Origin of the sequence: Streptomyces scopuliridis RB72 (assembly GCF_000718095.1) — a bacterium.
Lineage (GTDB): Bacteria > Actinomycetota > Actinomycetes > Streptomycetales > Streptomycetaceae > Streptomyces > Streptomyces scopuliridis.
In genome coordinates this window covers 110,265-136,204 of sequence record NZ_JOEI01000013.1, presented here as the reverse complement: position 1 = coordinate 136,204, position 25,940 = coordinate 110,265, and the positions used below count along the sequence as shown (strand labels likewise).

26 protein-coding genes are annotated in these 25,940 nt (G+C 72.3%); 14 read left to right on the top strand and 12 right to left on the bottom strand.

The window, feature by feature from the left end:
- Positions 1 to 81: 81 nt before the first annotated feature.
- Together IF11_RS0118060 and IF11_RS0118055 are read left to right on the top strand one after the other, a co-directional pair.
- Positions 82 to 837, top strand: coding sequence for a MerR family transcriptional regulator (locus IF11_RS0118060; RefSeq protein WP_030352652.1), 756 nt, complete (start codon positions 82 to 84; stop codon positions 835 to 837).
- Positions 834 to 1,697: a hypothetical protein gene (locus IF11_RS0118055; protein WP_037728000.1), complete on the top strand. Its 864-nt coding sequence runs from the start codon at positions 834 to 836 to the stop codon at positions 1,695 to 1,697. Before IF11_RS0118060 ends, IF11_RS0118055 begins: the two co-directional genes overlap by 4 nt.
- On the opposite strand, the gene IF11_RS0118050 is transcribed toward IF11_RS0118055, so the two are convergent.
- Entirely contained in the window at positions 1,648 to 3,132 is a 1,485-nt protein-coding gene (locus tag IF11_RS0118050) for an RNB domain-containing ribonuclease (protein WP_030352650.1), read from the bottom strand. The two genes, IF11_RS0118055 and IF11_RS0118050, sit on opposite strands and share 50 nt — an antisense overlap.
- A gap of 186 nt (positions 3,133 to 3,318) precedes the next feature.
- Here IF11_RS0118050 and yaaA point away from each other — a divergent pair, with 186 nt between their 5' ends.
- Positions 3,319 to 4,125 carry a peroxide stress protein YaaA gene (gene yaaA, locus IF11_RS0118045; protein ID WP_030352649.1) on the top strand — a complete coding sequence of 269 codons (807 nt, stop codon included), beginning with the start codon at positions 3,319 to 3,321 and terminating at the stop codon, positions 4,123 to 4,125.
- Positions 4,126 to 4,212: 87 nt separating this feature from the next.
- Positions 4,213 to 4,857, top strand: coding sequence for a bifunctional 4-hydroxy-2-oxoglutarate aldolase/2-dehydro-3-deoxy-phosphogluconate aldolase (locus IF11_RS0118040; protein WP_030352648.1), 645 nt, complete (start codon positions 4,213 to 4,215; stop codon positions 4,855 to 4,857).
- A 36-nt stretch (positions 4,858 to 4,893) separates the two neighbouring features.
- Here the strand turns inward: IF11_RS0118040 and IF11_RS0118035 are convergent, their stop codons facing one another.
- The 4 genes from IF11_RS0118035 to IF11_RS0118020 form a co-directional block, all read right to left on the bottom strand.
- The gene (locus IF11_RS0118035) at positions 4,894 to 6,144 is read right to left on the bottom strand and encodes a bifunctional RNase H/acid phosphatase (RefSeq protein ID WP_030352647.1); all 1,251 of its coding nucleotides are present in this window, start codon (positions 6,142 to 6,144) and stop codon (positions 4,894 to 4,896) included.
- A complete protein-coding gene (locus tag IF11_RS0118030) occupies positions 6,144 to 6,887 on the bottom strand; it encodes a zinc ribbon domain-containing protein (RefSeq protein ID WP_240627616.1) in 744 nt (247 codons plus the stop codon). The genes IF11_RS0118035 and IF11_RS0118030 overlap by 1 nt, the downstream gene beginning before the upstream one ends.
- Positions 6,884 to 7,771 carry a Nif3-like dinuclear metal center hexameric protein gene (locus tag IF11_RS0118025; RefSeq protein ID WP_051746028.1) on the bottom strand — a complete coding sequence of 296 codons (888 nt, stop codon included), beginning with the start codon at positions 7,769 to 7,771 and terminating at the stop codon, positions 6,884 to 6,886. Before IF11_RS0118025 ends, IF11_RS0118030 begins: the two co-directional genes overlap by 4 nt.
- 75 nt (positions 7,772 to 7,846) lie before the next feature.
- Positions 7,847 to 8,884 carry an ABC transporter substrate-binding protein gene (locus IF11_RS0118020; protein WP_030352644.1) on the bottom strand — a complete coding sequence of 346 codons (1,038 nt, stop codon included), beginning with the start codon at positions 8,882 to 8,884 and terminating at the stop codon, positions 7,847 to 7,849.
- A gap of 197 nt (positions 8,885 to 9,081) precedes the next feature.
- Between IF11_RS0118020 and IF11_RS0118015 the strand changes: the two genes are divergently transcribed.
- The 5 genes from IF11_RS0118015 (at position 9,082) to IF11_RS0118000 (ending at position 13,464) form a co-directional block, all read left to right on the top strand.
- Positions 9,082 to 10,494: a hypothetical protein gene (locus IF11_RS0118015; protein WP_051746027.1), complete on the top strand. Its 1,413-nt coding sequence runs from the start codon at positions 9,082 to 9,084 to the stop codon at positions 10,492 to 10,494.
- A gap of 148 nt (positions 10,495 to 10,642) precedes the next feature.
- Positions 10,643 to 10,828 (top strand): hypothetical protein, encoded by a 186-nt coding sequence (locus tag IF11_RS38975; protein ID WP_078490750.1) that lies wholly within the window; start codon positions 10,643 to 10,645, stop codon positions 10,826 to 10,828.
- Positions 10,829 to 11,098: 270 nt separating this feature from the next.
- Complete coding sequence (locus IF11_RS0118010) at positions 11,099 to 12,013, top strand: ABC transporter ATP-binding protein (RefSeq protein WP_030352642.1); 915 nt, start codon at positions 11,099 to 11,101, stop codon at positions 12,011 to 12,013.
- An 8-nt stretch (positions 12,014 to 12,021) separates the two neighbouring features.
- On the top strand, positions 12,022 to 12,750 hold the full coding sequence (locus IF11_RS0118005; RefSeq protein WP_030352641.1) for an ABC transporter permease: 729 nt from the start codon (positions 12,022 to 12,024) through the stop codon (positions 12,748 to 12,750).
- 144 nt (positions 12,751 to 12,894) lie between these two features.
- Positions 12,895 to 13,464 carry a hemerythrin domain-containing protein gene (locus IF11_RS0118000; protein ID WP_063759187.1) on the top strand — a complete coding sequence of 190 codons (570 nt, stop codon included), beginning with the start codon at positions 12,895 to 12,897 and terminating at the stop codon, positions 13,462 to 13,464.
- Here IF11_RS0118000 and IF11_RS0117995 read toward each other — a convergent pair.
- Positions 13,385 to 14,824, bottom strand: coding sequence for an MFS transporter (locus IF11_RS0117995; RefSeq protein WP_030352639.1), 1,440 nt, complete (start codon positions 14,822 to 14,824; stop codon positions 13,385 to 13,387). The genes IF11_RS0118000 and IF11_RS0117995 overlap by 80 nt on opposite strands.
- A 194-nt stretch (positions 14,825 to 15,018) precedes the next feature.
- Between IF11_RS0117995 and IF11_RS0117990 the strand changes: the two genes are divergently transcribed.
- Positions 15,019 to 15,465: a helix-turn-helix domain-containing protein gene (locus IF11_RS0117990; protein WP_030352638.1), complete on the top strand. Its 447-nt coding sequence runs from the start codon at positions 15,019 to 15,021 to the stop codon at positions 15,463 to 15,465.
- Between the two features lie 9 nt (positions 15,466 to 15,474).
- On the opposite strand, the gene IF11_RS0117985 is transcribed toward IF11_RS0117990, so the two are convergent.
- Both IF11_RS0117985 and IF11_RS0117980 read right to left on the bottom strand, forming a co-directional pair.
- Positions 15,475 to 16,086, bottom strand: a complete 612-nt coding sequence (locus IF11_RS0117985; protein ID WP_030352637.1) for a ClpP family protease — start codon at positions 16,084 to 16,086, stop codon at positions 15,475 to 15,477.
- Position 16,087: 1 nt separating this feature from the next.
- Positions 16,088 to 16,741, bottom strand: a complete 654-nt coding sequence (locus IF11_RS0117980; RefSeq protein ID WP_030352636.1) for a ClpP family protease — start codon at positions 16,739 to 16,741, stop codon at positions 16,088 to 16,090.
- A 307-nt stretch (positions 16,742 to 17,048) separates the two neighbouring features.
- Between IF11_RS0117980 and IF11_RS0117975 the strand changes: the two genes are divergently transcribed.
- The 4 genes from IF11_RS0117975 (at position 17,049) to IF11_RS0117960 (ending at position 21,706) form a co-directional block, all read left to right on the top strand.
- The gene (locus IF11_RS0117975; RefSeq protein WP_030352635.1) at positions 17,049 to 18,839 is read left to right on the top strand and encodes an MFS transporter; all 1,791 of its coding nucleotides are present in this window, start codon (positions 17,049 to 17,051) and stop codon (positions 18,837 to 18,839) included.
- Positions 18,840 to 18,947: 108 nt separating this feature from the next.
- Positions 18,948 to 19,592: a class I SAM-dependent methyltransferase gene (locus tag IF11_RS0117970; RefSeq protein WP_030352634.1), complete on the top strand. Its 645-nt coding sequence runs from the start codon at positions 18,948 to 18,950 to the stop codon at positions 19,590 to 19,592.
- A gap of 109 nt (positions 19,593 to 19,701) precedes the next feature.
- A complete protein-coding gene (locus IF11_RS0117965; RefSeq protein WP_030352633.1) occupies positions 19,702 to 20,667 on the top strand; it encodes an N-acetylmuramoyl-L-alanine amidase in 966 nt (321 codons plus the stop codon).
- A 244-nt stretch (positions 20,668 to 20,911) separates the two neighbouring features.
- Positions 20,912 to 21,706, top strand: a complete 795-nt coding sequence (locus IF11_RS0117960) for a DUF5336 domain-containing protein (RefSeq protein WP_030352632.1) — start codon at positions 20,912 to 20,914, stop codon at positions 21,704 to 21,706.
- A 110-nt stretch (positions 21,707 to 21,816) separates the two neighbouring features.
- Here the strand turns inward: IF11_RS0117960 and IF11_RS0117955 are convergent, their stop codons facing one another.
- The 4 genes from IF11_RS0117955 to IF11_RS0117940 are packed head-to-tail and all read right to left on the bottom strand — an operon-like array spanning position 21,817 to position 25,856.
- Positions 21,817 to 22,605: a maleylpyruvate isomerase family mycothiol-dependent enzyme gene (locus IF11_RS0117955; RefSeq protein WP_030352631.1), complete on the bottom strand. Its 789-nt coding sequence runs from the start codon at positions 22,603 to 22,605 to the stop codon at positions 21,817 to 21,819.
- A 52-nt stretch (positions 22,606 to 22,657) separates the two neighbouring features.
- Positions 22,658 to 23,755, bottom strand: coding sequence for a prenyltransferase/squalene oxidase repeat-containing protein (locus IF11_RS0117950; RefSeq protein WP_106979201.1), 1,098 nt, complete (start codon positions 23,753 to 23,755; stop codon positions 22,658 to 22,660).
- Positions 23,756 to 23,757: 2 nt separating this feature from the next.
- Positions 23,758 to 24,501 (bottom strand): class I SAM-dependent methyltransferase, encoded by a 744-nt coding sequence (locus tag IF11_RS0117945; RefSeq protein WP_030352629.1) that lies wholly within the window; start codon positions 24,499 to 24,501, stop codon positions 23,758 to 23,760.
- On the bottom strand, positions 24,495 to 25,856 hold the full coding sequence (locus tag IF11_RS0117940) for a glycosyltransferase family 4 protein (RefSeq protein ID WP_037727999.1): 1,362 nt from the start codon (positions 25,854 to 25,856) through the stop codon (positions 24,495 to 24,497). Before IF11_RS0117940 ends, IF11_RS0117945 begins: the two co-directional genes overlap by 7 nt.
- Positions 25,857 to 25,940 lie beyond the last annotated feature (84 nt).

Genomic DNA, 25,940 nt, shown 5'->3' with positions numbered 1-25,940 from the left:
GCGCATCGGCGCCGGTGGGGGCCGGGGGCGGGGCGGCGGGTGGCTTGACCTTGCCGCGACGTCATGGTTTGTACTGGCTCCATGCGGATAGCGGAGATCGCCGCCCTCGTCGGGGTCACCACGCGGGCGGTACGGCACTACCACCACCTGGGCCTGCTGCCCGAGCCCGCCAGGCGGGCCAATGGCTACCGTGACTACTCGGTACGGGACGCCGTCCTCCTCGCCCGGATCAGGCGGCTGACCGAGCTGGGGCTCGCCCTGGACGAGGTGCGGGATGTGATCGCCGACGACGCCGGGCGCGAACTCACCGAGGTGCTCGGTGAGCTGGACGCCGATCTGGCGCGGCAGGAGGCCGAGATCCGGGCCCGGCGCGCCAGGCTGGCCGGGCTGATGGAGAGCCCGCCGTCCGCCGAGGGGCCGGTGTCCCCCGCGCTCGCACGGCTGCTGGGTGCCGCTCCGGTGATCGACTCCCCCATGGGTGCCAAGGACCGCGAACTGCTGATCTTGTTCGACACCGCCGGGGGCAGCGAACAGTTCTACGAGGCGCTGCACCCTCTCGCGGAGAGCGCGGAGCTCCACGGTCTCTACCGGCGGCTCGACGAGCTCGCCGACGCGGCGCCCGACGACCCCCGGATCGCGCCCCTCGCCGACGCCCTCATCGCCGCCATTCCGGACGAGGTGCTGGCCGCGATACCGACGGCACCGGGGCAGCCCGTCGTCACCGGGTTCGGGGAAGCCCTGCTCGCCGACTTCGCCCCGGCCCAGGCCGAGGTCGCCCGGCTGGTCATGGAGGCGCTGGTGGCGCAGACGCGGACAGGGGAAGGGGGATCGTCGTGAAGTGGGCCGTACCGCTCGTCATCGCGGGTGAACTCGGGCTCGTCAGCTGTCTGTTGGCGGGGGTAGCGGTCCCCGCCCCCGTGCTCCTCGGCGCCGAGGCCGTGGTGCTCGTGCTCCTCGCGCTGGAGGCCGTGGTCCTGCGCCGGCACTACGCGCGCGCCCGGCGGACCGGCGCCGCCCGCCGGGACGCGGTCGCCTCGGCGGTCCGTACCGGCGTGCCCGAGCCCGTACGGCGGCTGATCGCGCACGAGATACGGGCCCTGGCCAGCCTCGGGCGGTGGGTCACGGGCCGTACGCACGGCGTACGGGAGGGTGATCACGCCGCCCCGTACACCGGCCCGCAGACGGCGATGATGTACGGCCTGCTCTTCGTCGCCGTCGTCGAGACGGTGGCGCTGGCGGTGCTGATCCCCTGGCCGGTGGTGCATCTGATGGTGCTGGTGCTGGACGTCTATACGGTGCTGATGGTGCTGGCGTTGCACGCGGGCTGTGTGACCCGGCCCCATGTGGTGGGCGCGGACGGGTCGTTGAGGATCCGGTACGGCTCGCTCTTCGACCTGTCCGTAGATGCGGCGCGGATCGCCTCCGTACGGGTCGACCGGCGCTACCCGGAGAGCGGCGGGCTGATCGGATTCGATCCGGCGGACGACGGGGTCCTCGATCTCGCGGTGGGCGGCCAGACGACCGTACGGGTGGAGCTGACCGCGCCCGTCGCGTTCGTACGGCCCCTCGGGCGGCGCGGGCGGGCCCGGGTGGTCCGCTTCCACGCGGACGGACCCGCCGAGCTGGTCAAGGCCCTCACCCAGGCACTCACGCGGGCGCGAACAGCACCTTCGCAGACCCCGGACCGGCCCGGGTGAGCCGTACCCGCAGCCGCTCCCCCAGCGGGAGCGGGGTGGTGCCGCCCTCGATCCGGGCGATCACGGCCGGGTCCTCCAGATGGACCGTGCCGACGGCCGGGTCGTGCTCCCGCACCTCGATCACGTACCCGTCGAAGATCTCCCCGACCCGGTCCCTGAGCAGCGCCGCCTGCACGATGTCGACGCACTCGCGCTCCACCGTGTCGGCCCGTTCCGCCCCGTCGGCCATCTCCTTCGGCAGCCCGTCCAGGGCCGCGAGCACCCACTCCGGCGGGTCCTGGCCCGCCACCGCGCTCACACAGATCTCCCCCGTGTACCGGTCGACGAGCCGCCGCAGCGGGGCCGTGCAGTGGGTGTACGGGGCGGCGACCGCCGCGTGGACGGCGGGCCGCGGGATCCGGCCGCCGGTGAACACGGTGTAGCCCGCGCCGCGCAGCAGTGCCGTGCACTCCTGGAGGAAGGCTGCGTGGCGGGCGTTGTGGGGGTCGAGGGAGCGGACGGTCTCGGCGTACGCGACGTGGTGCGGCCAGTCGATGCCCAGTGCCTTCGCCGAGCGGCGGAGCCGGCCGACCGCGCCGCCCGGGGCGCTGGGCAGCGTACGGAGGATGCCGGTGCCGGCCGTCAGCATCAGCTGGGCGGCGGCCATGCCGGTGAGCAGGGAGATCTGGGCGCTCCAGCCCTCGACGGGGAGCGGGGCGCGGTACGCGACGGTGTACGAGACGCCGGAGGCGCTGTCCGCTTTCGGTGGGTGCTCCACGATCTCCTGCTCGGGGACGATGAGAGAGATGCCGCCGCGCTCCCGTTCCAGCCGTTCGCGCAGCACCCCGATCTCCTTCAGCAGGGCGAGGGACTCCGGGGCCGTCCCCGCGTCGATCTCCCGCTGCGCGCCCGCGTAGTCGAGCCTGGCCCTGCTCCGTACGAGCGCCCTGCGGACCTCGGCCGCGACGGTCCGGCCCTCCGCGTCCAGGTCGATCTGCCAGAGCAGGCCCGGCCTGGTCCGTTCCGGCAGCAGACTGGCCGCCTCCTCGGAGAGTACGGCGGGGTACAGCGGCACCCTGGCGTCGGGGAAGTAGAGGGTCTGTACGCGACGATGGGCCTCGGCGTCGAGCGCGCCGCCCCGGGTGACGAACGCGGCGACATCGGCGAGCGCGTAATGGACCCGGAAGCCGCCGCCCGGCCGCCGGGCCAGTCGCATCGCCCGGTCGAGGTCGGCGGCGGCGGGCGGGTCAAGGGTGAACAGTTCGACGGCGGTGGCGTCGTGGTCCGGCGCCCAGCCGTCGTCCGGCGGGCGTGGGGCGCGTACGGCCCGCCCCGTCTCGGCGAGGACGGCGGCCGAGAAGGCCCCGGGCACGTCGAGCGCCGTACGCAGCTCGCCCAGGGCGGCCCGCAGCGGAGCCTCGGCTGCGCCGGTCGTGTGCAGATGACGGCGGGGCATGAACCGAGCGTATGGCGGACGGAAGCGGGCGGCGCGGCGAGCGCGGGCGCGCCGCCCTCTCGGGCCTGTCTGCAAAAGTGCCGCCTGCCCGGCGACGCCCGAGCGGCTCGGCGCGGGCCGCCCGTCGCCTACGCTGGCGCGGGGGCCACGCCCCCTGTCCCCCCAGGTCGTCCGAGGAGAACCACCGTGCTCGTGCTGTTGCCGCCGTCGGAAGGAAAGGCCGCTTCCGGGCGCGGCGCTCCGCTGAAGCCGGAGTCCCTCTCCCTGCCGGGGCTGACCGCGGCCAGGGCCGCCGTGCTGGACGAACTCGTCGAGCTGTGCGCCGCCGACGAGGAGAAGGCGCGTCAGGTGCTCGGGCTCAGCGAGGGGCTGCGCGGCGAGATCGCGAAGAACGTGGAGCTGCGTACGGCGGGCACGCGCCCGGCCGGCGAGATCTACACCGGTGTGCTGTACGACGCGCTGGATCTGGCCACGCTCGACACCGCCGCGCGACGGCGGGCGGCGAAGACGCTGCTGGTCTTCTCCGGGCTGTGGGGCGCGGTACGGATGGGCGACCGTATCCCCTCGTACCGCTGCTCGATGGGCGTCAGGCTGCCGGGGCTCGGCGCGCTGGGCGCGTACTGGCGCGGGCCGATGGAGTCCGTCCTGCCGGAGGTGGCGGGCGGCGGGACCGTGCTCGATCTGCGTTCGTCGGCGTATGCCGCCGCGTGGAAGCCGAAGGGCGAACTGGCGGGGCGTACGGCGACGGTACGGGTGCTGCACGCGCAGATCGATCCGGTGACCGGGGCGGAGAAGCGGTCCGTGGTCAGCCACTTCAACAAGGCGACGAAGGGCCGGCTGGTACGGGATCTGCTGACGGCGGGCGCGCGGCCGAAGGGCCCGGCCGAGCTGGTGGAGACGTTGCGGGAGCTGGGGTACGTGGTGGAGGCGACCGCTCCGGAGAGGGCGGGGCGCACCTGGGCGCTGGATGTGGTGGTCACGGAGATCCACTGAGCCCCGCTGAGCCCCCGCACCTCCATCTCATTGCACCCTGCGCAACGGTCGTTGCGTGGAATGGCACGGGCGCGGCAGGATGTCGCCATGACCTCCGCGCCCGTGGCTTCCGTGCTGGACCTCGCCCCCGTCATCCCTGTCGTCGTCCTCGACGATGCCGCCGACGCCGTGCCCCTCGCCCGCGCCCTCGTCGCGGGCGGACTGCCCGCGATCGAGGTGACGCTGCGGACGCCGGCCGCGATGGAGGCGATCCGCGCGATCGCCTCCGAGGTGCCGGACGCGGTGGTCGGCGCGGGTACGGTCATCACGGCCGAGGCCGTGGCCGGCTCGGTGAAGGCGGGCGCGCGCTTCCTGGTCAGCCCGGGGTGGACGGAGGCGCTGCTGACCGCGATGCGGGACTCGGGCGTGCCGTTCCTGCCGGGGGTGTCGACCACCTCCGAGGTCGTGGCGCTGCTGGAGCGCGGGGTGACGGAGATGAAGTTCTTCCCGGCGGAGGCCGCGGGCGGCACGGCCTATCTCAAGTCCCTGGCGGGTCCGCTCCCGGGGGCCCGGTTCTGCCCGACGGGCGGCATCACGGCGCAGAAGGCACCGTCGTATCTCGCCCTGCCGAACGTCGGCTGCGTCGGCGGGACATGGATGCTCCCGGTGGACGCGCTGGCGGCCAAGGACTGGGACCGGGTCGAGTCACTGGCCCGCGAGGCGTCGGCCCTGCGCGAGCCGCGCCGCTCGTGAGAGTGCGCGCCGTCGGGTCCGCCAACGGCGCGCGCATCAGCGCAGATGCGAGGTGTCGTTCAGCAGCCGCACCGACACGTTGCCGTCCGCGTAATACGCCACCGCCGAGAGCGAGGCCGCCGACAGTTCCATCCGGAACAGGGACTCCGGCGGTGCGCCGAGGGCCAGCCGGACCAGGGTCTTCACCGGCGTGACATGCGTGACCACCAGCACCGTGCGGCCCCGGTAGCGCTCCAGCAGCCGGTCGCGGACGGCCGCGACGCGCCGTCCCACGGCCGTGAAGCTCTCGCCGCCGCCGGTCGGCGCGACATCGGGTGAGGCGAGCCAGGCACTCAGATCGTCGGGGTACCGCTCCCGTACCTCCGCGAACGTCAGCCCCTCCCAGGCGCCGAAGTCCGTCTCGCGCAGGCCCTCTTCGGCGGTGACGTCCAGACCGAGCCGGGCCGCCACCGTCCCCGCCGTCTCGCGGCAGCGCCTGAGCGGTGAGGAGACGATCTCCTGGATGGTGCCGCGCGCGGCCAGCGACGCGGCGACGGCCTCGGCCTGCCGGCGGCCGGCCGCCGACAGCTCCGGGTCGCTGCCGCCGCTGCCCGAGAAGCGCTTCTCCGGGGTGAGCGCGGTCTCGCCGTGCCGCAGCAGGACGAAGGTGACGGGGGCGCCGAGGTCGGCGGAGGATCCCCAGCCGACGGACGCGGAACTCGCAGGCGCGGAAACGGACGGCGCGGAGTCGGAAGACGCGGAAACGGAAGACGCCGCCTCCGTCCGCTCCGTCTGTGCCGCGCGCCCCACGGCCTCGCCCGCCTCCGCAGCCGTCGTCGCGGCCCGCGCCGCGCTCGCGTCCAGCGCCGCCGTGGACGCCGACGGGTCCCACTGACCGCCGTTCCTGCCCGCGTCCATCGCCTCGTTGGCCAGCCGGTCCGCGTGCTTGTTCCGCTCGCGCGGGATCCACTCGAAGGTGACCTGTCCGGCGGGGAAGATCCGCGCCGCCTCGGCGGCCAGCGGCTTCATGTCCGGGTGCTTGATCTTCCAGCGCCCCGACATCTGCTCGACGACCAGCTTGGAGTCCATCCGGACCCTGATCCCGGCGGCCGGGTCCAGCGCCTTGGCGGCGTTCAGACCGGCGATCAGGCCCTTGTACTCGGCGACGTTGTTGGTGGCGATACCGATGTACTCGGCGGCCTCGGCGAGCGGCTCACCGGTGCGGCCGTCGAGGACGACCGCACCGTATCCGGCGGGCCCCGGGTTGCCCCGGGAGCCGCCGTCCGCCTCGACGATGAACTGCCGCATTACAGACCCGAATCGGCGGTACGCACCAGAATGCGGCGGCAGTTCTCGCACCGAAGCACGGCGTCGGCGGGGGCCGCCTTGACCTCGTTGACCTCGGTGATGTTCAGCTCCAGCTGGCAGCCCTCGCAGCGGCGCCGGAACAGCCGCGCGGCGCCCACCCCGCCCTGCTGGACGCGCAGCTTCTCGTACAGCTTGAGCAGGTCGGCCGGTACGGACGCGGCGACGACCTCACGCTCCTTCGTCACCGTCGCGGCCTCGCGGTCGAACTCCGCGACGGCGGCGTCCCGGCGCGCGGCGGCGTCATCGGCCTTGGCCTGGACGGAGGAGACACGTTCCGTCAGCTCGGTGACCCGCTCCTGCGCGGACTCGCGGCGCTCCATGACTTCGAGGACGACGTCCTCCAGATCGCCCTGCCGCTTGGCGAGGGAGACGATCTCGCGCTGGAGGTTCTCCAGGTCCTTGGGCGAGGTGACCGCGCCGGAGTCCAGGCGCTGCTGGTCGCGTACGGCGCGCTGGCGCACCTGGTCGACGTCCTGCTCGGCCTTGGTCTGCTCGCGGGCGGTGTCGCTCTCCTCGGTCGTCGAGGCGACGAGCAGGTCGCGCAGCTGGGCGAGGTCCTTGGTGAGCGACTCGATCTCGGCGTGCTCGGGCAGCGCGGTGCGCTTGTGGGCGAGCTGCGACAGTCGTACGTCGAGGGCCTGGACGTCGAGGAGTCGGATCTGGTCGGCGGGCGCGGCGTTCAGTTGGGGGCTCCTGAGGAGTCGGAGGAGTGGTGGGCTGACCAGGGGTCGGTGACCGTCTTCGAGACATGGACCCGCAGGTCCCAGCCATGGCGGTCGGAAATCTCGTCGAGCTGGGCGGCGGCCTGCTCGCACCAGGGCCATTCGGTGGCCCAGTGCGCGGCGTCGACCAGCCCGAGCGCGGTCTGCTGGGTGGCCTCGGAGACCGGGTGGTGGCGCAGGTCGGCGGTGAGGAACGCGTCCACGCCCGCCGCTCTGACCTGGTCGAAGAGGCCGTCGCCCGAGCCGCCGCTGACGGCGATCGTACGGACGGGCGCGTCCGGGTCGCCCGCGATCCGGATGCCCTGGGCGGTGCCGGGCAGCCGGTGCGCGACGCGTGCGGCGAAGTCGCGGAGGGTCGCGGGGCGGTCCAGCTCGCAGATCCTGCCGAGGCCGCGCCGTCCTGCGGGGTCCGTGGGATCGGGTACGAGGGGCCGTACGACCCGCAGGTCGAGCGCGCCGGCGAGGGCGTCGGAGACGCCGGGGTCGGCGGTGTCGGCGTTGGTGTGCGCGACGTGCAGCGCGATGTCGTGCTTGATGAGGGTGTGCACGACGCGCCCCTTGAACGTGGAGGCCGCGACCGTCGTCGTACCGCGCAGATAGAGCGGGTGATGGGTGACGATCAGCTCGGCGCCGAGCTGTACCGCTTCGTCGGCGATCTCCTGGACGGGGTCGACCGCGAACAGCACCCGGGTGACCGTGGCTCCGGGGTCACCGCAGACCGTGCCGACGGCGTCCCACTGCTCGGCCCGCTCGGGCGGCCAGAGGGCGTCGAGCGCGGCGAGGACATCCGCCAGACGGGGCGCGGAGGGAGCGTCGGCGGGGACGGCTGAGGGGACAGGGGGCACGGTGCAAAGGCTACCTGCCCCAGGTGCCCCACCCACCATGGCTACGACGACCACCGGCCACCTCGACGGGGCTCGTTACTTGACGAGGTAGCCGCGCAGGTCGTCGAGGACCTGGTCCGCCGCCGTCACGCCCAGGCCCAGGTACCAGGTCTCGTCCTTGACGTCCTTCGCCTGCCCCGCCTCGACCGCCTTCAGGTTCTTCCACAGCGGGTTGGAGCGCGCGGTGTCCCGCTGGGTCTTCGCCGGGTCGCCGTACACGCCCGTGAAGATCCAGTCCGCGTCCGCGTCGTCGATCTTCTCCGGGCTGATCTCCACGGCCAGATCGTTGATCTGCTGGTTCTTGGGCCGCGGCAGGCCGACGTCGTCGAGGATCGTGCCGATGAAGGACGCCTTCGCGTACAGCCGCAGCCGGTCCGGCATGTAGCGCACCATCGAGACGGTCGGCTTGTCGGGGCCGATCTCCGTGCCGAGGGCCGCCGCCTTCTTGTCGTACGCGGCGAGTTCGGCCTTCGCCTCCGCGGTGCGGTCCAGCGCCTGGGCGTTGAGGAGGTAGTTCTCCTTCCAGGTGAAGCCGGGGCGGATGGAGAAGACCGTCGGGGCGATCTCCGCGAGGGCCTTGTACTTGTCGGCCGCGCGCAGTTGGCTGCCGAGGATGAGGTCGGGCTTGAGTCCGGCGATCGCCTCCAGGTTGAGGTTGTTGATCGTGCCGACGCTCTTGGGGCTGCCCGCGCCCTTCCGCAGATAGCTGGGGATGGACTCGTCGCCCTCGGTCGGCGCGTACCCGACCGGTTTCACGCCCAGGGAGACGACGTTGTCGAACTCGCCGACGTCCAGCACGACGACCCGCTCGGGGCGCTTCTTCAGCTCGGTCGTGCCCATGGCGTGGGTGATCGTGCGCGGGAACTGCCCCGGCCGCGCGTCGGTCCCGTAGGCGGCCGTCTTCTTGGCCGCTTCGGCGAAGTCCTTGCCGCCCGTGGCGACGGCGGCTTTCTTGTCGCCTCCGTCCGACGCGGCGGAACCGCTGTCGGAGGAGTCGCCGCTGCCGCAGGCCGCGAGGGAGAGCGCGGCGGCGAGAGCGACGGCGGCGGCTGTGCCACGGCGTCTTATGGACATGCTGTTGCTCCTGGGAGGCGGTACTCGGCGGTTAGTAAGGCGTGCCTTACTTTATCCACCGCCATCCCGGCCAGCACACCCGCCCCCGCGCTATCTGTGGAATCGCGCGATGGCCACCCTTATGTGTGAAGTGCGAGGTCTCGTGTTGTTCGGCAGGAAGTACGAAAACTAGCTTCGTCGCCGGAGGTGACAGACCGATGACGGCCTGTGCTATCGAGACGGCTACTACGGCTACTGAGGACGGGAGCGGAACGGAAGGAGCGGACGGGGCGGACGGAACGGGGCCGAACGGCCCGGGTGGTCCGGGTGGCCCGAGAGGAGGGGGCGACCCGGGCGGCCCGCGCCGGGCGGTACGGCATCCGGAGTTCGCGATCACGGCGGACGGTGCCTATGCGGCGCGGCTGACGCTCGGCGCGCCCCGCCAGGGCCATCCGGCCGCTCAGGGCGACGCGTGGTTCCCGGAGAGGTGGACCCTCGACGGACCCGAGCCCTATGCCGTGCCGCTCCCCCTCGACCAGCCCGAGGAGCCCGACACCGAAGTGCTGCCGCTGTCCGACGGCAGGGTGCTCATCCGCCGGCTGGTCGCGGACCGGCACGACTTCTCGCTGCTCTACCCCACCGGCCCCGGCACGGGCCAGCTGCCCGTGGGCGCGGTGGGCCGCACGGACGAGCACGCCGAGCTGACGCTGCTGCCGCCGTCGCCGGACGGCAGCCGCGCGTACGCCCTGTCGGCCGGCCCGCGCACCACCACGGTCTGGCTGGTGACGGGCGGCGCGTTCGGCCCCGAGCGGGTCGCCGAGGTGCCCGGCCGCTGCTCGGGCGGTGTCTGGCTGGACCGTACGGGCCGGATACTGGCCCTCGACCGGGAGACGGACGGCGTGGTGAAGGCCGTCGCCGTCGATCTGGGGCGGGGCGGCGAGGTGACGCCGCTGCTCCAGATCACCGAGGAGAGCAACGACCGGCTGCTGCTGGCGGACGCCGACAGCGGACTGCTGCTGATCCGCTCGGACGCGCCGGGCCACGACCGGCTGGGCTGGGGCGTCCTGGGAAGTCTGCGGCCGGTGCGGTTCCCGGAGTGCCTGCGGCTGGCGGACTGCGCGGTGACGCCGTTCGCCGTACAGCCGGGGCAGGTGCTGATGCCGGAGAGCTGCGCGGTGGCGCTGCGGATCGACGGGGCGGCGGGCAGCTGGCTCGGGGTGTGGCGTCCCGCGGGCCGCCGGCTGCATCAACGCCGGGCGCCCGAGGGATGGCTGGCCGGATCCGGCGTGTGGACCAGGGACGCCGTGCTCCAACTGCCGTATGCCACAAGGGCGGTGCCGTGCGGAGTGGCACGCCTCGACGCCCCCGCCGATGTGCTGCTTCCCGTACCGGACGGCCCTCAGGACCCGGAGCGGGACCCGGACCCGGCCTCGGACCAGGACCGGGCCGCGGACCGGGACGCGGACCGGGACGCGGGACCCTGCGCCGGACCGGATCCCGGACTGATCACAGAACCGGCACAAGCGGAATCCCCGGACGGGGAACCGCCCAACGCCCCCCGCACTCCTGTGATGTGCAGGCCGGTGCCGCTCCAGCAGGCTCCCCTCACCGGCCGTGTGGCACCTGGATAGACTTTCGGCCGGGGCTTCGCGGCCGTACCGACCGGATGTGTCGGTGACGGTGATGCGGACGCGTGACCGTAACGCTGTCGTGGCGGTACGGGGCGGCCGGAGTCCCTGCGCCACCACAAGCAGCGATCACGACGGGGTGACTTCCCACATGTCTGAAGCCCGAACCGACACGACCCAGGAGCGTCCGCGGGGAGCGGCGGCCGCCGACGGGGACGACAGCGGCGGTATCGGAACGCACGGAAAGCACCGGGGAGGTGCGGCATCGACGGAGGACTCGGCGTCCCCCGTCCACGGCCGTCACCGCCGCCCGGAGCAGAGCAGCTACGCGGCCTGACGATCTGACGCACCGTCCGATCGGAACATATCCGCACACATGAGGAGAGGCCGCCACCAAGTCCGTGGCGGCCTCTCGCCATGAGGCGGCGGGACTTTTGTCATGCGCGAGTTGGTACACGCGTAATCTGTCGCGGCGGTGGGTCGGATCCGTAGCGTCGTGGGCATGACGCAGACAGCCGGTACGCCGGCGACAGACACTCCGGACAGGGGCACGCACACCGCGAGCACGGGGCCCGCCCACGCGACGGACGCCGCCGCGACGGACGCCGTGAGCTTCACCGGTGTCGTCAAGGCCTTCGGCGCGGTCCGGGCCGTGGACGTCATCGATCTCCGTGTCCCGCGCGGGGAGGCCGTCGCACTGCTCGGCCGCAACGGCGCGGGCAAGTCGACCGCCATCGGGCTGCTCCTCGGCCTCGACGAGCCGGACAGCGGGACGGTACGGCTCTTCGGCGGCCCGCCCGCGCGTGCCGTCACGGCCGGACGGGTCGGGGCGATGCTCCAGGACGGTCGGCCGATCCGGCGGGTGACCGTAAGGGAGTTGCTCACGTTCGTCGCCAGTACCTACCCGCACCCGCTGCCCCTCGCCGAGTCGCTCGGCCTCGCCGGGCTCACGGAACTGGCCGGCCGCCGCGTGGACAAGCTCTCCGGCGGCCAGCTGCAACGGGTCAGGTTCGCGGTCGCGCTGGCCGGCGGCCCCGAGCTGCTCGTCCTCGACGAGCCCACCGCCGCCCTCGATGTGGAGGCCCGCCGCGCCTTCTGGTCCTCCATGCGCGCCTACGCGGACCGCGGCAACACCGTGCTCTTCTCCACCCACTATCTGGAAGAGGCCGACGACAACGCCGACCGGATCGTCGTCATCGACCACGGCCGGATCGTCGCAGACGGCACCAGCGAGCAGATCAAGGGCTCGGTCGGCGGCCATCTCGTCTGCTTCGACCTGCCGGAGGGCTTTACGGCGGAGCTGACGCGGCTGCCCGGCGTCGTCTCGGCGGAGGTACGCGCGGGCCGCGCCCGGCTCCGTACGGACGACTCGGACGCGACCGTCGTCGCCCTCGCCGGACTCGACGCGATCCGCCGGCTCGAAGTCGCCCCGGCGACGCTGGAGGACGCCTTCCTCGCGCTGACGCACACGACGCGCGACGCCAAGGACGAGATGAAGGACGACACGAAGGACGGCCTGTGATGCCCGCCATGCTGGAGTACATCAAGCTCGAAGTCCGCCGTACGCTGCGCGATCCCGGCTTCGTCATCTTCGGCACCGGCATGCCGGTCCTGATGTATCTGCTCTTCACCAATCTCGGCGGCGGCGCCGGTCCGGATGACATGGAGTGGAAGATCGCCTCCATGGTCGGCATGGCCGCGTACGGCGCGCTCGGCGCGGCCGTCGGTACGGGCACCGGGATCGCGGAGGACAAGTCGCTCGGCTGGCTGCGCCAGCTGCGGATCACCCCGATGCCGCCCCGCCAGGTGGTGCTGGGCCGGGCGTTGGCCGGTTCGGTGACCGTCCTGCCCGCGCTGCTCGCCGTACTGGCGGCGGGCGGTCTGGTCAACGGCGTACGGCTCGCCCTGTGGCAGTGGGCCGCCCTGGTCGCGCTGTTGTGGGCGGGCGCGCTCCCGTTCACCCTGCTCGGCATCGGCAACGGCTACCACCTCTCCGCGCAGACGACCGGCGTCGTGAACGTGGGCTGTCTGATGGTCCTGGCCCTGGCCGGCGGGCTCTGGTTCCCGATCGCCGCGTTCCCCGGCTGGTTGCGGACGATCGCGGAGTACACCCCCGCCAACCGCTTCGCCTACCTGGGCTGGTCCACCACGCAGGGCACGGCCCCGGGCGCGACGACGATCGCGGTGCTGGCCGGCTGGCTTGTCGTCTTCGGCTCGTACGCGGTGTTCTCGTACCGCAGATCGGCGAGGACCACATGAACGCGGCGAGGACCGTGCGAGGGCGGCGCGGGCCCCGGCCGCTTGACGAGCCGTACCCGGGGTGGTGGAATCCCGGCTCAGCGTCGCGGTGCATCCGGCGAAGAGACCGCCGTGGGCATGGAGGCGCCGAATCATGGGACAACCATGGACACAACCCCTGAATACCCTGAACCGAACAGCCGTCTGACGGCTCTCGGGAACCAGCTGATCGATACGCATATGTGGCTCCGCGAGGAGTTGGCCAGGATCCGTGAGGATCTCGCCGCCGCGGAGCCCCGGGGCCCGCGCGACACACGCGGCGCACGCCAACTGCGCGCCCACTGCCTGGCCTTCTGCTCGGCCCTGAGCCGGCACCACACCGACGAGGACGACGGAACGTTTCCCGCCCTGGCCGCGCGCCATCCCGGACTGCGCCCGGTCCTGGAGCTGTTGCGCCAGGACCACGAGGTGGTGAGCGGAATCCTGCGGAGCGTGGAGGACCTGCTCGCCAACGCCGACGCGGCCGGCCTCCCCGGAGTACTGCGCGAGCTGGACGGCCTGTCGGCCCTGCTGGAGTCGCACTTCACCTACGAGGAGAAACGGATCGTCACCGCCCTCAACGCGCCGGCCGCGCCGGACCGCGACGATGGCCGACTTACGTGGTCGAGGAGCCGCGCGGCAGCCACAGCAGCATCAGGACGACCCCCGCGAGCAGTACCCCGCTCCCCGTCCTGAACGCCAGCGCGTACCCCTCGGTCAGCGCCTCCGGGCTCATGCCGCCCGCCGTACGGGACGCCGCCACCGTGGAGAGGACCGCCAGGCCGAGCGCGCCGCCCATCGTGCGGGAGGTGTTGATGAGGCCGGAGACCAGACCGGCGTCGTCGGCCGCCGCGCCCGTCGTGGCCAGCGCCGCCAGCGGTGTGGCGGCCAGGCCCAGGCCGGTCATCATCAGCAGGCCGGGGCCGAGGATCGACGAGAGATACGTTCCGTCAGCGGTCATCGTGGACTGCCAGCCGAACCCCGCCACCGCCATCAGCGTGCCGGACACCGCCAGATTGCGGGCACCGACCCGTGGCATCAGCCGGGGCGCCAGTTTCGAGCCGAGCACGATGCTCAGCGAGCTGGGGATGAGCGCGAGCCCGGCGTCCAACGGCGTGTATCCCAGCACGTTCTGGGCGTAGACGGTCATGAAGAACCACATGGAGAACGACGCCGCGCCACAGACGAACATCGCCGCGTTGGCGGCGGACACGGCCCGTACCCGGAACAGCCCGAGCGGCATCAGCGGTGCCTTCGTCCGTGCCTCCACCGCCACGAACGCGCCGAGCAGCAGCGCTCCGCCGACCAGCGGCAGCAGCGTCGCCGCCGCTCCCCAGCCCTGCTCCTCGGTCTGCACGATCCCGTACGCGACCGTGGCGAGACCGGCCGTGACCAGCACCGCGCCGGGCAGATCGAGGCGCCGTACCCGCTCCGTACGGGACTCGGTCAGCCATACCGCCGCGCCGGCCAGCACCAGCACCCCGACCGGCACATTGATCAGCAGCACCCAGCGCCAGGACAGCAGATCGGTGAGCACACCGCCGACGAGCCCGCCGGCCGCGCCACCGCCCGCGCCGACCGCGGACCAGGTCCCTATGGCCCGGGTCCTGGCGACGCCTTCCGGTACGGCGGACGTCAGGATGGTGAGCGTCGCGGGCGCCAGTACGGCCGCGCCGAGCCCCTGTACGGCGCGGGCGGTGAGCAACTGCCAGCCCTCCTGGGCGAGTCCGCCCGCGAGGGACGCCAGGGTGAACACCGCGAGCCCGGTCAGGAACATCGCCTTGCGGCCGAAGAGATCGGCGGCCCGCCCGCCGAGCAGCATGAAGCCGGCGAACGCGATCGAGTAGGCGTTGAGCACCCACTGCAACCCGCTGCCGGAGAGCCCGAGGTCCGTGCGCATCGACGGCAGGGCGACATTCACCACGGACACATCGAGGACGACGAGGAACTGCCCGGCGCAGGCGGCGAGAAGCACCGCCCAGGTACGGGACGGTCCTGGGGGCGCGGATATGTGGACGGCGTCGGTTTCTGCGGGGGCTCGGACCATGGCGGTCATGGTCGCAGGCGTCGAGCGGCCCGTACATCGGGATTTCGGCGTAGGGCCTGTCTTCAAAGTCCCGCCTCCGGCGCGGGGCGGCGCGGCGCGGATTCCACGGCCGTGGTTCTCCCGGTGACCGTGGTTTCCGCGAATTCGCCGACGGCAGAACGCAGTTCCCTTCCCGTCGGGCGCGACGCTCCTACTCTGGGGAGGTGAGCAGCCACGCGACCGACCAAGCCCGCGTCATTCCCCTGCGCCCGGTGGCGGCGGCTGCCGCGCCGGCCCCGGACGCCGCCGCCTCGCCGCCCGCAGGGGCCGGGGAGCCGAGAGAGCCGCTCTGGCGGCACCTCGTGGGAGACGTCCTGCGGCGCGAGCGCCTCGCCCAGGAGCGCACACTCAAGGATGTCGCCGAGGCGGCCAGGATCTCGATGCCGTACCTCTCCGAGCTGGAGCGCGGCCGCAAGGAGGCTTCGTCCGAAGTCCTCGCGGCCGCCGCCCGCGCTCTCGGCCTCGGGCTGGCCGATCTGCTCGCCCTGAGCCACGGCGAACTGACCCGTCTCGGCCGGACGCACACGCGCCAGACCCGAATCGGTCAGGAGAGGCCGGGCATGGGACGCGGCGGCTCCGGGTCGTACGAGGCGCGTCTCCTCGCCGCCTGACGGAACCCGCTACGCGCCCCGGACAGCAAGCGCCCGCTTGCTCAGCACCTCGTCGGCCAGCCCGTACGCCACCGCCTCGTGCGCGGTGAAGACCTTGTCGCGGTCCATGTCGGCGCGGAGGGTCGCGGGGTCGTGGTGCGTGTGCCGGGACAGCACCTCCTCGATCTCCGAGCGGATCCTGAGCATCTCCTTCGCCTGGAGGCTGAGGTCCGAGACCGTCCCCTGCCGGCCGCCGCTCGCCGGCTGCCCCAGCAGCACCCGGGCGTGCTCCAGGACGAACCGCCGCCCGGGGTCGCCGCCCGCCAGCAGCACCGCCGCGGTCGAGGCCGCCTGTCCCACGCAGAACGTCGAGATCGGCGCGCCGACGAAGGTCATCGTGTCGTAGATCGCCATGAGTGAGGTGACCGAGCCGCCCGGCGAGTTGATGTAGATCGCGATCTCGCGCTCCGGGCTCGACGACTCCAGATGGAGGAGTTGGGCGATGACCACGTTGGCGACGCCGTCGTCGATCTCGGTGCCGAGGAAGATGACCCGCTCGGACAGCAGCCGGCTGTAGATGTCGTACGCCCGCTCCCCCTGCGGGGTGCGCTCCACGACGGTCGGGATCGTGTACTGGCTCATCTCAGAGTCCGATCCGTCGTCGCGTACCGGCCGGGCGGACGTCGTCGAGCGACTCGACCACGCGGTCGACCATCCCGTACTCCCTCGCCTGCTCGGCCGTGAACCACCGGTCGCGGTCGCCGTCGCGGGAGATCGTCTCCTCGGTCTGGCCGGTGTGCTCCGCGGTGATCCGCTCGATGGCCTTCTTCGTGAATTCGAGGTTCTCGGCCTGGATCGCGATATCGGCGGTGGTCCCGCCGATGCCGGCCGACGGCTGGTGCATCATGATCCGCGCGTTCGGCAGCGCGTAGCGCTTGCCCCGCTCGCCGACGCTGAGCAGGAACTGCCCCATGCTGGCGGCGAACCCCATGGCGAGTGTCGAGACGTCGTTGGGGATCAGCCGCATCGTGTCGTAGATCGCCAGCCCCGCCGTCACGGAGCCGCCCGGACTGTTGATGTAGAGGCTGATGTCGGTACGCGGGTCCTCCGCCGAGAGCAGGAGCAGCTGGGCGCAGACCCGGTTCGCGGAAACCTCGTCCACCTGGGTGCCGAGGAAGACGATCCGCTGCATGAGCAGCTGGGCCGCGAGCTGGTCGTCGAACCGGCTCGGAGGTGTGTCGTCGGCGGTGGCCCGCGGGTCGAGGGCGGGGTTCCCACCGGTGAGGAGTGCGGTCATCGGTCCTCCGGAAGTCGTCGGGTGGCGCGGCCGGTGTGGTGGCCGCGGTCATCCCACTCTCGGTCCGGCCGGGTGCCCGCCCAAGGGTTCTCGGCCCGTGGCAGATTCGCCCATGGCAGAGCCGGGGGGCGCGCGTCTCACTTCTGACGGTGCGTCAGGAACGTGCCCGGAAGAACCGGCGTCTTCTTCCGGTGCCGTTTGCGTCGCGTTCGCCGGAATATCGCGGCCGACTGGAAGGTTTCATACTGCATCCACCTGCCGTCACGCACTCTCAGCTGCCCTTACTTCCTGCCCGGAGGCCGCACGTATGCCACAGACGACGACCGATCAGTACGCCGGGGAGCTCCCGGATCCGTCGACCCGTAAAGCCGGCGGGATCGTTCCCGTCCTCGCCTTCGCGGGCATCACCGTCGCGGTGATGCAGACCCTGCTCGTTCCCGTCATCAAGGACCTGCCCGTCCTGCTCCACACGGCGCCCGCCAACGCCACCTGGGTCATGACCGCGACCCTGCTCGCCGGCGCCGTCTCCACCCCGATCATGGGGCGGCTCGGCGATCTCTTCGGCAAGCGGCGGATGCTGCTCGCCAGCCTCGCCGTGATGGTGATCGGCTCGCTGATCTGCGGATTCACCGATGACCTGGTCATCATGATCGTCGGCAGGGCGCTCCAGGGCTTCGCGATGGGCGCGATACCCCTCGGCATCGGCATCATGCGCGACGAGCTGCCGCGCGAGAAGCTCGGCTCGGCGATGGCGCTGATGAGCTCGTCCATCGGCGTCGGCGGCGGGCTCGCGCTGCCCGCCGCGGCCCTGATCGCCCAGAACGCCGACTGGCACGCGCTGTTCTTCGGCGCGGCCGGGCTCGGCGTGCTGTCGATGCTCCTGACCGTCCGGTACGTACCGGAGTCGTCGGTACGGGCCGACGGCACCTTCGACTGGCTCGGCGCGCTCGGGCTGTCCGCCGGACTCGTCTCCCTCCTGCTGCCGATCACCAAGGGCAGCGACTGGGGCTGGGGTTCGCCGACCACGCTCGGGCTGTTCGGCCTGGCGGTGGCCATCCTGCTGCTGTGGGGCGTGATGGAGCTGCGGAGCGCCGCCCCGCTGGTCGATCTGCGCACCACCGCCCGGCGTGAGGTACTGCTCACCAACCTCGCCTCGATCATGGTCGGTGTCGCCTTCTACGCGATCTCGCTCGTCCTCCCCCAGCTGCTCCAGCTGCCCGCCGCCACCGGCTACGGCCTGGGCCAGTCGATGCTGATGGCAGGTCTCTGCGTGGCGCCGCTCGGTCTGACGATGATGTTCACCGCGCCGGTCTACGCCCGGATCTCCGCCCGGCGCGGCCCCAAGGTCTCGCTGATGCTCGGCATGCTGATCATCGGGATCGGGTACGGAGCGGGCCTCGGCCTGATGAGCGCGGCCTGGCAGACCGTCGTCATCTCGGTCGTCGTGGGCGCCGGTATCGGCCTCGCGTACTCCTCGCTCCCCGCCCTGATCATCGGCGCCGTCGACCCGTCGGAGACCGGCGCGGCCAACGGTCTGAACACTCTGATGCGCTCCATCGGTACCTCGGTGTCGAGCGCGGTGATCGGCATGGTGCTGGCGCACACCTCGATCCGGACGGGAGGCGTGGACGTCCCCAGCATGGACGGATTCCGTATCTCGTTCCTCATCGCGACGGGCGCGGTGATCATCGGGCTGGTGCTGGCCGCGTTCCTGCCGTCGCAGCGGTCGGCGCAGCGGTTCGCGCCGGGGCCCACGTCCCTGGCGGGCGACGCCGAGCAGAGCCGGCAGCCGACGCTGGTCGCCGGGTCGGGCGGGTTCCGCGGGCGGGTGGTGGACACGGACGGTACGCCGGTCGCGCGGGCGAACGTCACGCTGATCGACCCCCGGGGCCGGCAGGCGGGCCGCACCACCGCCGACGAGGACGGCCGCTACGCGCTGCTGCCGCCGTCGAGTGGACCGTACGTACTGGCGGGCACGGCCACGGGGTACGCGCCGCACGCGCTTCCCGCGGAGTATCCCGGCGGCGGAGTGCCGGTCGATGTCGATCTGGTCCTCGCCCAGGGCGCGCGGGAGCGCCGTACCACCGTCGCCTCCTGACCCGCCCTCGCCCCCGGCGGCCGCCCGGCCGGGGGTGTACGGCAGCATGGGCGATCACGCTCCGTACCACGGTTCGTACCGCCCACCGCACCAGCACGAGGAGAGCCGATGCCCCCGGCACCCGCGCCGAAGATCCTCGCCGCCTTCGAGGCCGCCAAGGGCTTCATGCCCGTCCACGAGGGGCTCGCGCTGTACGCGGCGGCCGCCGAGGCGGGCGCGCTCGGGCTGCCGCTGCTGGAGATCGGCACGTACTGCGGGCGCTCCACCCTTCTGCTGGCCGCCGCCGCGCGTGAGGCCGGTACGGTCGCCGTCACCGTCGACCACCACCGGGGCAGCGAGGAGCAGCAGCCGGGCTGGGAGTACCACGACCCGTCCGTCGTCGATCCGGACACCGGCCTGATGGACACGCTCCCGGCGTTCCGCCGCACGCTCCGCGCGGCGGACCTGGAGGACTGGGTGATCGCGGTCGTCGGCCGTTCGCCGCAGGTGGCGAAGGTCTGGGGCGGCGCGCTCGGGCTCGTCTTCATCGACGGCGGCCACACCGACGAGCACGCCAACGGGGACTACGAGGGCTGGGCCCCGCGTCTCGCCGAGGGCGGGCTGCTCGTCATCCACGATGTGTTCCCCGACCCGGCGGCGGGCGGGCAGGCCCCGTACCGCGTCTATCTCCGGGCCCTGGCCTCCGGCGCCTTCACCGAGGTGTCGGTGACCGATTCGCTGCGCGTCCTGCGCCGTACGGCACCGGGTATCTGACCGCAGCCCCCCTGACCCGCGCCCTGGACGGCCTCGCGATCGGGGGACCGCGCCGCCCGCCCGTGTCTTCTGCCGCGCCCCGATCGCCGGACGGTCTACCATCGCGACGGTGTCGTACGACGAGAGCCAGCAGCCCACCCGCCGCCGTTCCGGCCGGAGCAATCTCACCGTCGCGGTCGCCGCACTCGTGCCGACCGCCGTGGCGGGATGGCTCGTCTGGCAGGGGATGAGCGGCCCGGACGGCGGTCCGGCCGCCGCGTCGGCGGCCGGAGTCTCCTCCTCCGCCTCGCCGGCCACCACGCCCGCCCCTTCCCCTTCCGGCAGCGCGCGGGACGACGACGTTCCCGGCGGCACCACCCCGGCCAAGCCCTCCGCCCCGGCCAAGCCCTCCGCCCCGGCCGGACCGCTCGCGGGCAAGGTCGTGGTCATCGACCCCGGTCATAATCCACGCAATCGCGACCACACCGCCGAGATCAATGAGCCGGTGGATATCGGAACAACCACCAAGGAATGTGACACCACCGGCACCTCCACCAACGCCGGTTACCCCGAAGCCGAGTTCACCCTCGATGTCTCCCACCGCCTGCGCGATCTGCTCAGGAAAGAGGGCGCGACGGTCACCTTCACCCACGACAACGAGCGCCCTTACGGCCCGTGCGTCGATGAGCGCGCCCGTATCGGGAACAAGGCGAAGGCCGATGCCGCGATCTCCGTCCACGCGGACGGATCGGCTCCCGGCAATCGCGGATTCCATGTCATTCTCCCCGCCCAGGTCAAGGGCGGAGGTGCGGACACCACGGCCATCGTCGGTCCCTCGCGCGATCTCGGCGAACACATCGTGGGCAATTTCGTCCGGGAGACCGGCAGCGCCCCCGCCAACTATCTGGGCGAGGGCACGGGTCTTGACGTACGCGCGGACCTCGGCGGGCTGAATCTGTCGACCGTGCCCAAGGTTTTCATCGAATGCGGCAATATGCGCGATTCGTCGGATGCCGAACTGCTCACCGATCCGGAATGGCGGCAGAAGGCGGCGCAGGGGCTGGCGGACGGGATCCGCGGATTCCTGAAGAAGTGAAAACGGCGGGGTGGGCGGGAGAGGTGAACCGGGCGGGGAACGTGAGACGGGAGTGGTGAACTCCGCCCGCGTACCCGCGTAACGGGCGTATACCGGCCCCCGATACCCGGCAGACGCCCGGAACGGGGAGACGATACATTCATCCGTACGATAGGGAGCCGCCCCCGAGCTTCGCACCGTGTACCGCCAGACCGGCGGCCGCGACGACCGCCCCGACTTAGACGACTGACGAAGGACTTTTCACGTGAACATCCGCTCCCTCACTCGAGGCGACGGCGTGGTGATCGGAGCAGCGGTGTTGCTCTTCATCGCCTCGTTCCTCAATTTCTACGAGTCCAGCTTCAGCAATGGCGTGAAAGCCTGGGACTTGCTGGGCGTCGTGATGAGCATCCATCTGGCCGGAGTCATCGCCGCGGCACTGATCGTCACCGCCCGCGCGCTGCCCCAGCCGCAGAAGGTCGCGGGACTCGACCTCGGTCAGTTCGGTGTCGCCCTGTCGGTCTTCGCTGCCTGGACGGGCCTCTGGTACCTGCTCGGTGACGGCAGCGCGGGCGGCGGTCTGATCCTCGGCTTCATCGCCGCGCTGATCCTGGCGGGCGCCGCCGTCGCCACGCCGGTCGTCCCGGCCCTGAAGGTCGCCCTCGTCGGCGCCCCGAAGCCGCAGACCCCGCAGCCGTACGGTGGCCAGCCGGGCATCCCCGGCCAGGGGTACGGCTACCCGGCCGGCCAGCAGCCGTACGGCACGCAGGGCCAGCCGCAGCCGTACGGCGCCCAGCCGGGCCAGCCCGCCGCCGCGGCCCAGCAGGGCGGGCCGGCGAACAGCGGCGCCGCTCCCGCCGGTGACTTCTCGCCGTTCTGGTTCGCCGTACCGGTGGCCCGGCCGCTGTTCGGGGAGGACGGCTCGCCGTCCCCGATCGCCGAGCTCGCCCCCGGCACCTGGTACCTCGCGGTCGAGCAGCGCGGTCCCGGTCTGGTGGCCCAGACGCAGGACGGCCGCCGCGGAGTCCTCCAGGACACGTCCGGCATACAGCGCGGCTGATCACGCGCCATCGCTTCACAGCGGTACGACGACGGCCCCCCGCCGGAAAGCGGGGGGCCGTCGTCGTACCACTGCCGTGGCCCTGCGCGGCCGTGTCCCACGCCCGCCGGTCAGCCGAACGAGGTGCGCGCCAGCCAGAAGTCCAGCAGCTTCGCGTCGCCCAGCACCTCGACCCGGTCGCTGTCCGCGGGCAGCCGCCGGTAGACGACCCGCAACACGTCGGTGAGCGGGCCGCGCACCGCGACCGTCGCCTTCTCGTGCCCGCGCCGCCAGCCGAAGCCCTCTTCCCCGAACTCGATCAGCCACTCGGCGTCCACTCCCCTCGGGGCGTCCGTGGCATGGAAGTGCAGGGTGCGTCCGGGGCCGCGCAGCTCGGCGGCCTCGGGATCCCCGGAGGCCGCGGCGAAGCCCACGCACTGGAGCAGTTCGTCGATCGTGTCCGCCGCGACGTCCGGCGCGACCTCGAACGGGACCCCGACGGCCAGCGCCGCGTCCGCCCGGTGGACCACCGTCTCGTGGGTCATCCGGCGCGCCCAGAAACCGGTCGTCCGCTCCCACCCCCAGCTCCACACTCCGGTGCCTGGCCCGGCCGCCCGCAGGGCGCCGACCAGCTTCGCCGCGCCCTCCGCGAGCCACGCGTCCAGCGCGGCCGGGTCGTCACCGGCGGGACCCCCGGCGTCGGGAACCTGCTCCTCGGGAATGTCCCGCTCCGCCCGGGTCCGTACGATCGCCTCGACCCAGCGGTGGGCTCCGCCCACATGACGCGCGAGCTGTCCGAGCGTCCACTCCGGGCAGCTCGGCACCGGCGCGGAGAGAGCGGCGCCGGCGATCACCGCCCGCAGCAGGTCGGTCTGTGCGGTGATCTCGTCGCAGTACCGGTCGTACCCCAGAAGCGTCATACGGCGCACCCTAAGCAGCCCGGTCACCGGCGGCCAGCCGGTTTCCTCCGGGTCAGCGGCAGCAGTCCGGCTCCAGGCCGAGCGGCAGCCGTTCGCCGCTGAACACCGCGGTGGTCGCCTCGTCCCCTCCCAGGGCGGCCACCGCCAGCAGCAGCGACCCCGCCGTCCAGGTGGTGAGCTCCTCCGGCCAGTAGGCCCGATGGCCCTCGAACACGTACCCCGTCCAGTACATCCCGCCGTCGGCGCGCAGATGCTGAATGGACTGGAGGACCTCAAGCGCCCGGTCGGACTCCCCCATCACCCAGAGCGCCAGGGCGAGTTCACAGCTCTCGCCGCCGGTCACCCAGGGGTTGGGCAGTACACAGCGCACGCCCAGGCCCGGTACGACGAAGCGGTCCCACTCCGCCGCTATCCGCGCCGTGGCCCGCGCTCCCGTCACCGCGCCGCCGAGCACGGGGTAGTACCAGTCCATCGAGTAGGCGCTCTTGTCGAGGAACCGCTCGGGGTGGTCGCGTATCGCGTGCCGCAGCGCGCCGGCCGCCAACTCCCAGTCGGGCTGCGGCTCTTCCCGCTCCTCGGCGATCGCGAGCGCGCAGCGCAGCGCCTGGTGCACGGACGAACACCCGGTCAGCAGCGCGTCGTTGACGGCCGTGCCGTCCGCCTCGCGCTTCCAGCCGATCTGGCCGCCGGGCTGCTGGAGTGCGAGGACGAACTCGATGGCCGCGTGGACGACGGGCCACATCCGGTCGAGGAACGCGTCGTCGCCGGTGGCCAGATAGTGGTGCCAGATGCCGACGGCGACGTACGCGCAGAAGTTGGTCTCGCGGCCGCGGTCGCCGGGCGGCATGGCCGCGGTGTCGGTGTGGGGCGTGCCGTCGGTGTACGACGCGTACCAGGAGCCGTCCTCGTTCTGGTTCCTGGCCAGCCACTCGTACGCCCGCGCCGCCGCCTCGGGTTCGTCCGCGGCGTCCAGCGCCATGGCCGCCTCGGTGTGGTCCCAGGGGTCGAGATGGTGTCCGCGGAACCAGGGAATCGCGCCGTCCGGACGCTGCGCCGCCAGGATGCCCGCGACCGTCTCGGCGGCCTGCTCGGCGGTGAGGACTCCGGGCAGGACGAGATGTTCCGTGGCGTCGGGGCCACGGCCGGCCAAGGTCACTTGGCGGCCGTCGCGGACGCGGCCGGCAGGTGCGGCTTCGTCGCGTAGGCCACGAAGCTCTTTCCCACGACGGGGTTGAGCAGCTGTTCGGTGAGCCGGGTCGCGAGGGGCTTCTTCATGATGTCCCAGACCAGCAGCTTGTGGTACGCGCGGACGGGCAGCGCCTTGTCGTTGTCGACACCGAACGCGCACTTGAGCCACCAGTACGGCGCGTGCAGCGCGTGCGCGTGGTGCGTGCCGTACGGCTTGAGCCCGGCCTCCCGCATCCTGCCGAGCAGTTCATCGGCCTTGTAGATACGGATATGGCCGCCCTCGACCTCGTGGTACGCGTCCGAGAGCGCCCAGCACACCTTCTCCGGGCCGTACCGGGGCACGGTCACCGCGATCCGGCCGCCGGGACGCAGCACGCGCACCATCTCCGCCAGGACGCCCTTGTCGTCCGGGATGTGCTCCATGACCTCGGAGATGATGACGACGTCGAACGACGCGTCGGGGAAGGGCAGGTTGAGCGCGTCGCCCTCCATCGCGGTGGCGGTGGCGCCCTCCGGGGCCTCCCCCGCCTCCTTCATCGCGGCGAACCACTTGGCGACCTCGCGGATCTCCTCGCCGTTCCGGTCGAGGGCCACGACCTGGGCGCCGCGCCGGTAGCACTCGAAGGCGTGCCGGCCCGCGCCGCACCCCAGATCGAGCACACGGTCACCCGCGGCGAGCGGGAAGCGGGTGAAGTCCACGGTCAGCACAGGGTCGTCCTGCTTTCGCGGTCGGAGGGGCGGACGTTCGAGGAGCGGGCGTTCGACGGGCCGGCTTTCGCGGCACCTGCTTTCGCGGAGCGGGCGATCGCCGCGCGGTACAGCTCGGCCGTGCCCTGCGCGGCCCTGGCCCAGGTGAAGCGTTCCAGCACCCGCTCGCGGCCCGCCGCGCCCAGCCTGGCGCGCAGTTGCGGGTCGTCCAGCAGCCGGCCGAGGGCGAGGGCCAGCGCGCCCGCGTCGCCCGGGGGCACGGCCAGACAGGTCTCGCCGTCCACGCCCGCGACCTCGGGGATCGCGCCCCCGGTGGTGGCGACGAGCGGGGTTCCGGTGGCCATCGCCTCGGCGGCGGGCAGCGAGAACCCCTCGTACAGGGACGGCACGCACGCGATCCGCGCGCCGCGCACCAGATCGACCAGCTCGGCGTCGGAGACGCCCTTGACGAACTCGACGGCGCCTTCGAGTCCGTACCGTTCGATGGCCTGCGCCACCGGGCCGTCCTCGGCCCGTCTGCCGACCACGACCAAGTGGGCGCCGGGGTGTTCGGTGCGGAGCTTGGCGAGGGCCTCGATGAGATGGATGAGGCCCTTGAGGGGAACGTCCGCGCTGGAGGTCGTGACGATCCGGCCCGGGATCTCGGGCACGGCCGGGTCCGGCGAGAACAGCTCCGTGTCCGCGCCGATATGAACGACCTCGATACGGTCGGCCCGTACCCCGAGATGGTCGGTGATCTCCTGCTTGGAGGAGCCGGAGACGGTGAGCACCGAGGGCAGCCGCCGCGCGACGCGCTTCTGCATGCGGGTGAAGCCGTACCAGCGGCGTACGGAGGCCCGGCGCCGCCAGTTCTCGGCCGCGTCCAGATCCAGCCGCCGGTCGACGGTGATGGGGTGGTGGATGGTGGTGACGAGCGGGGCGCCCAGGTCGCCGAGGAGGCCGTATCCGAGCGTCTGATTGTCGTGGACGACATCGAACTGCCCTGCGCGGGCGGCCAGATGGCGCCGGGCCCGGAGCGAGAACGTCAGCGGCTCCGGGAAACCGCCGGTCCACATCGTCGCGACTTCGAGGCCGTCGATCCAGTCGCGGAACTCGTCGCGCTTCGGCGTACGGAACGGATCGGGCTGCCGGTAGAGGTCGAGGCTCGGCAGCTCGGTGAGCGGTATGCCCTCGTCGAGTACGGGGTAGGGCTGGGCGCCGATGACCTCGACGCGGTGTCCGAGGCGGGCGAGTTCACGGGACAGGTGGCGGACGTAGACGCCCTGGCCGCCGCAGAACGGGTTTCCCTTGTAGCTGAGAAGGGCGATACGGAGGGGCCCCGTTCCCGTGCCCGCCGCCATGGCCTCAGCGGTCACTCTCGGCCCCCTTCTCACTGCGCTCTCCGCGTTTTCGCCGGAGCGTAACCGCTGTCCACAATCTAGAACAAGTTTCAGAGTTGT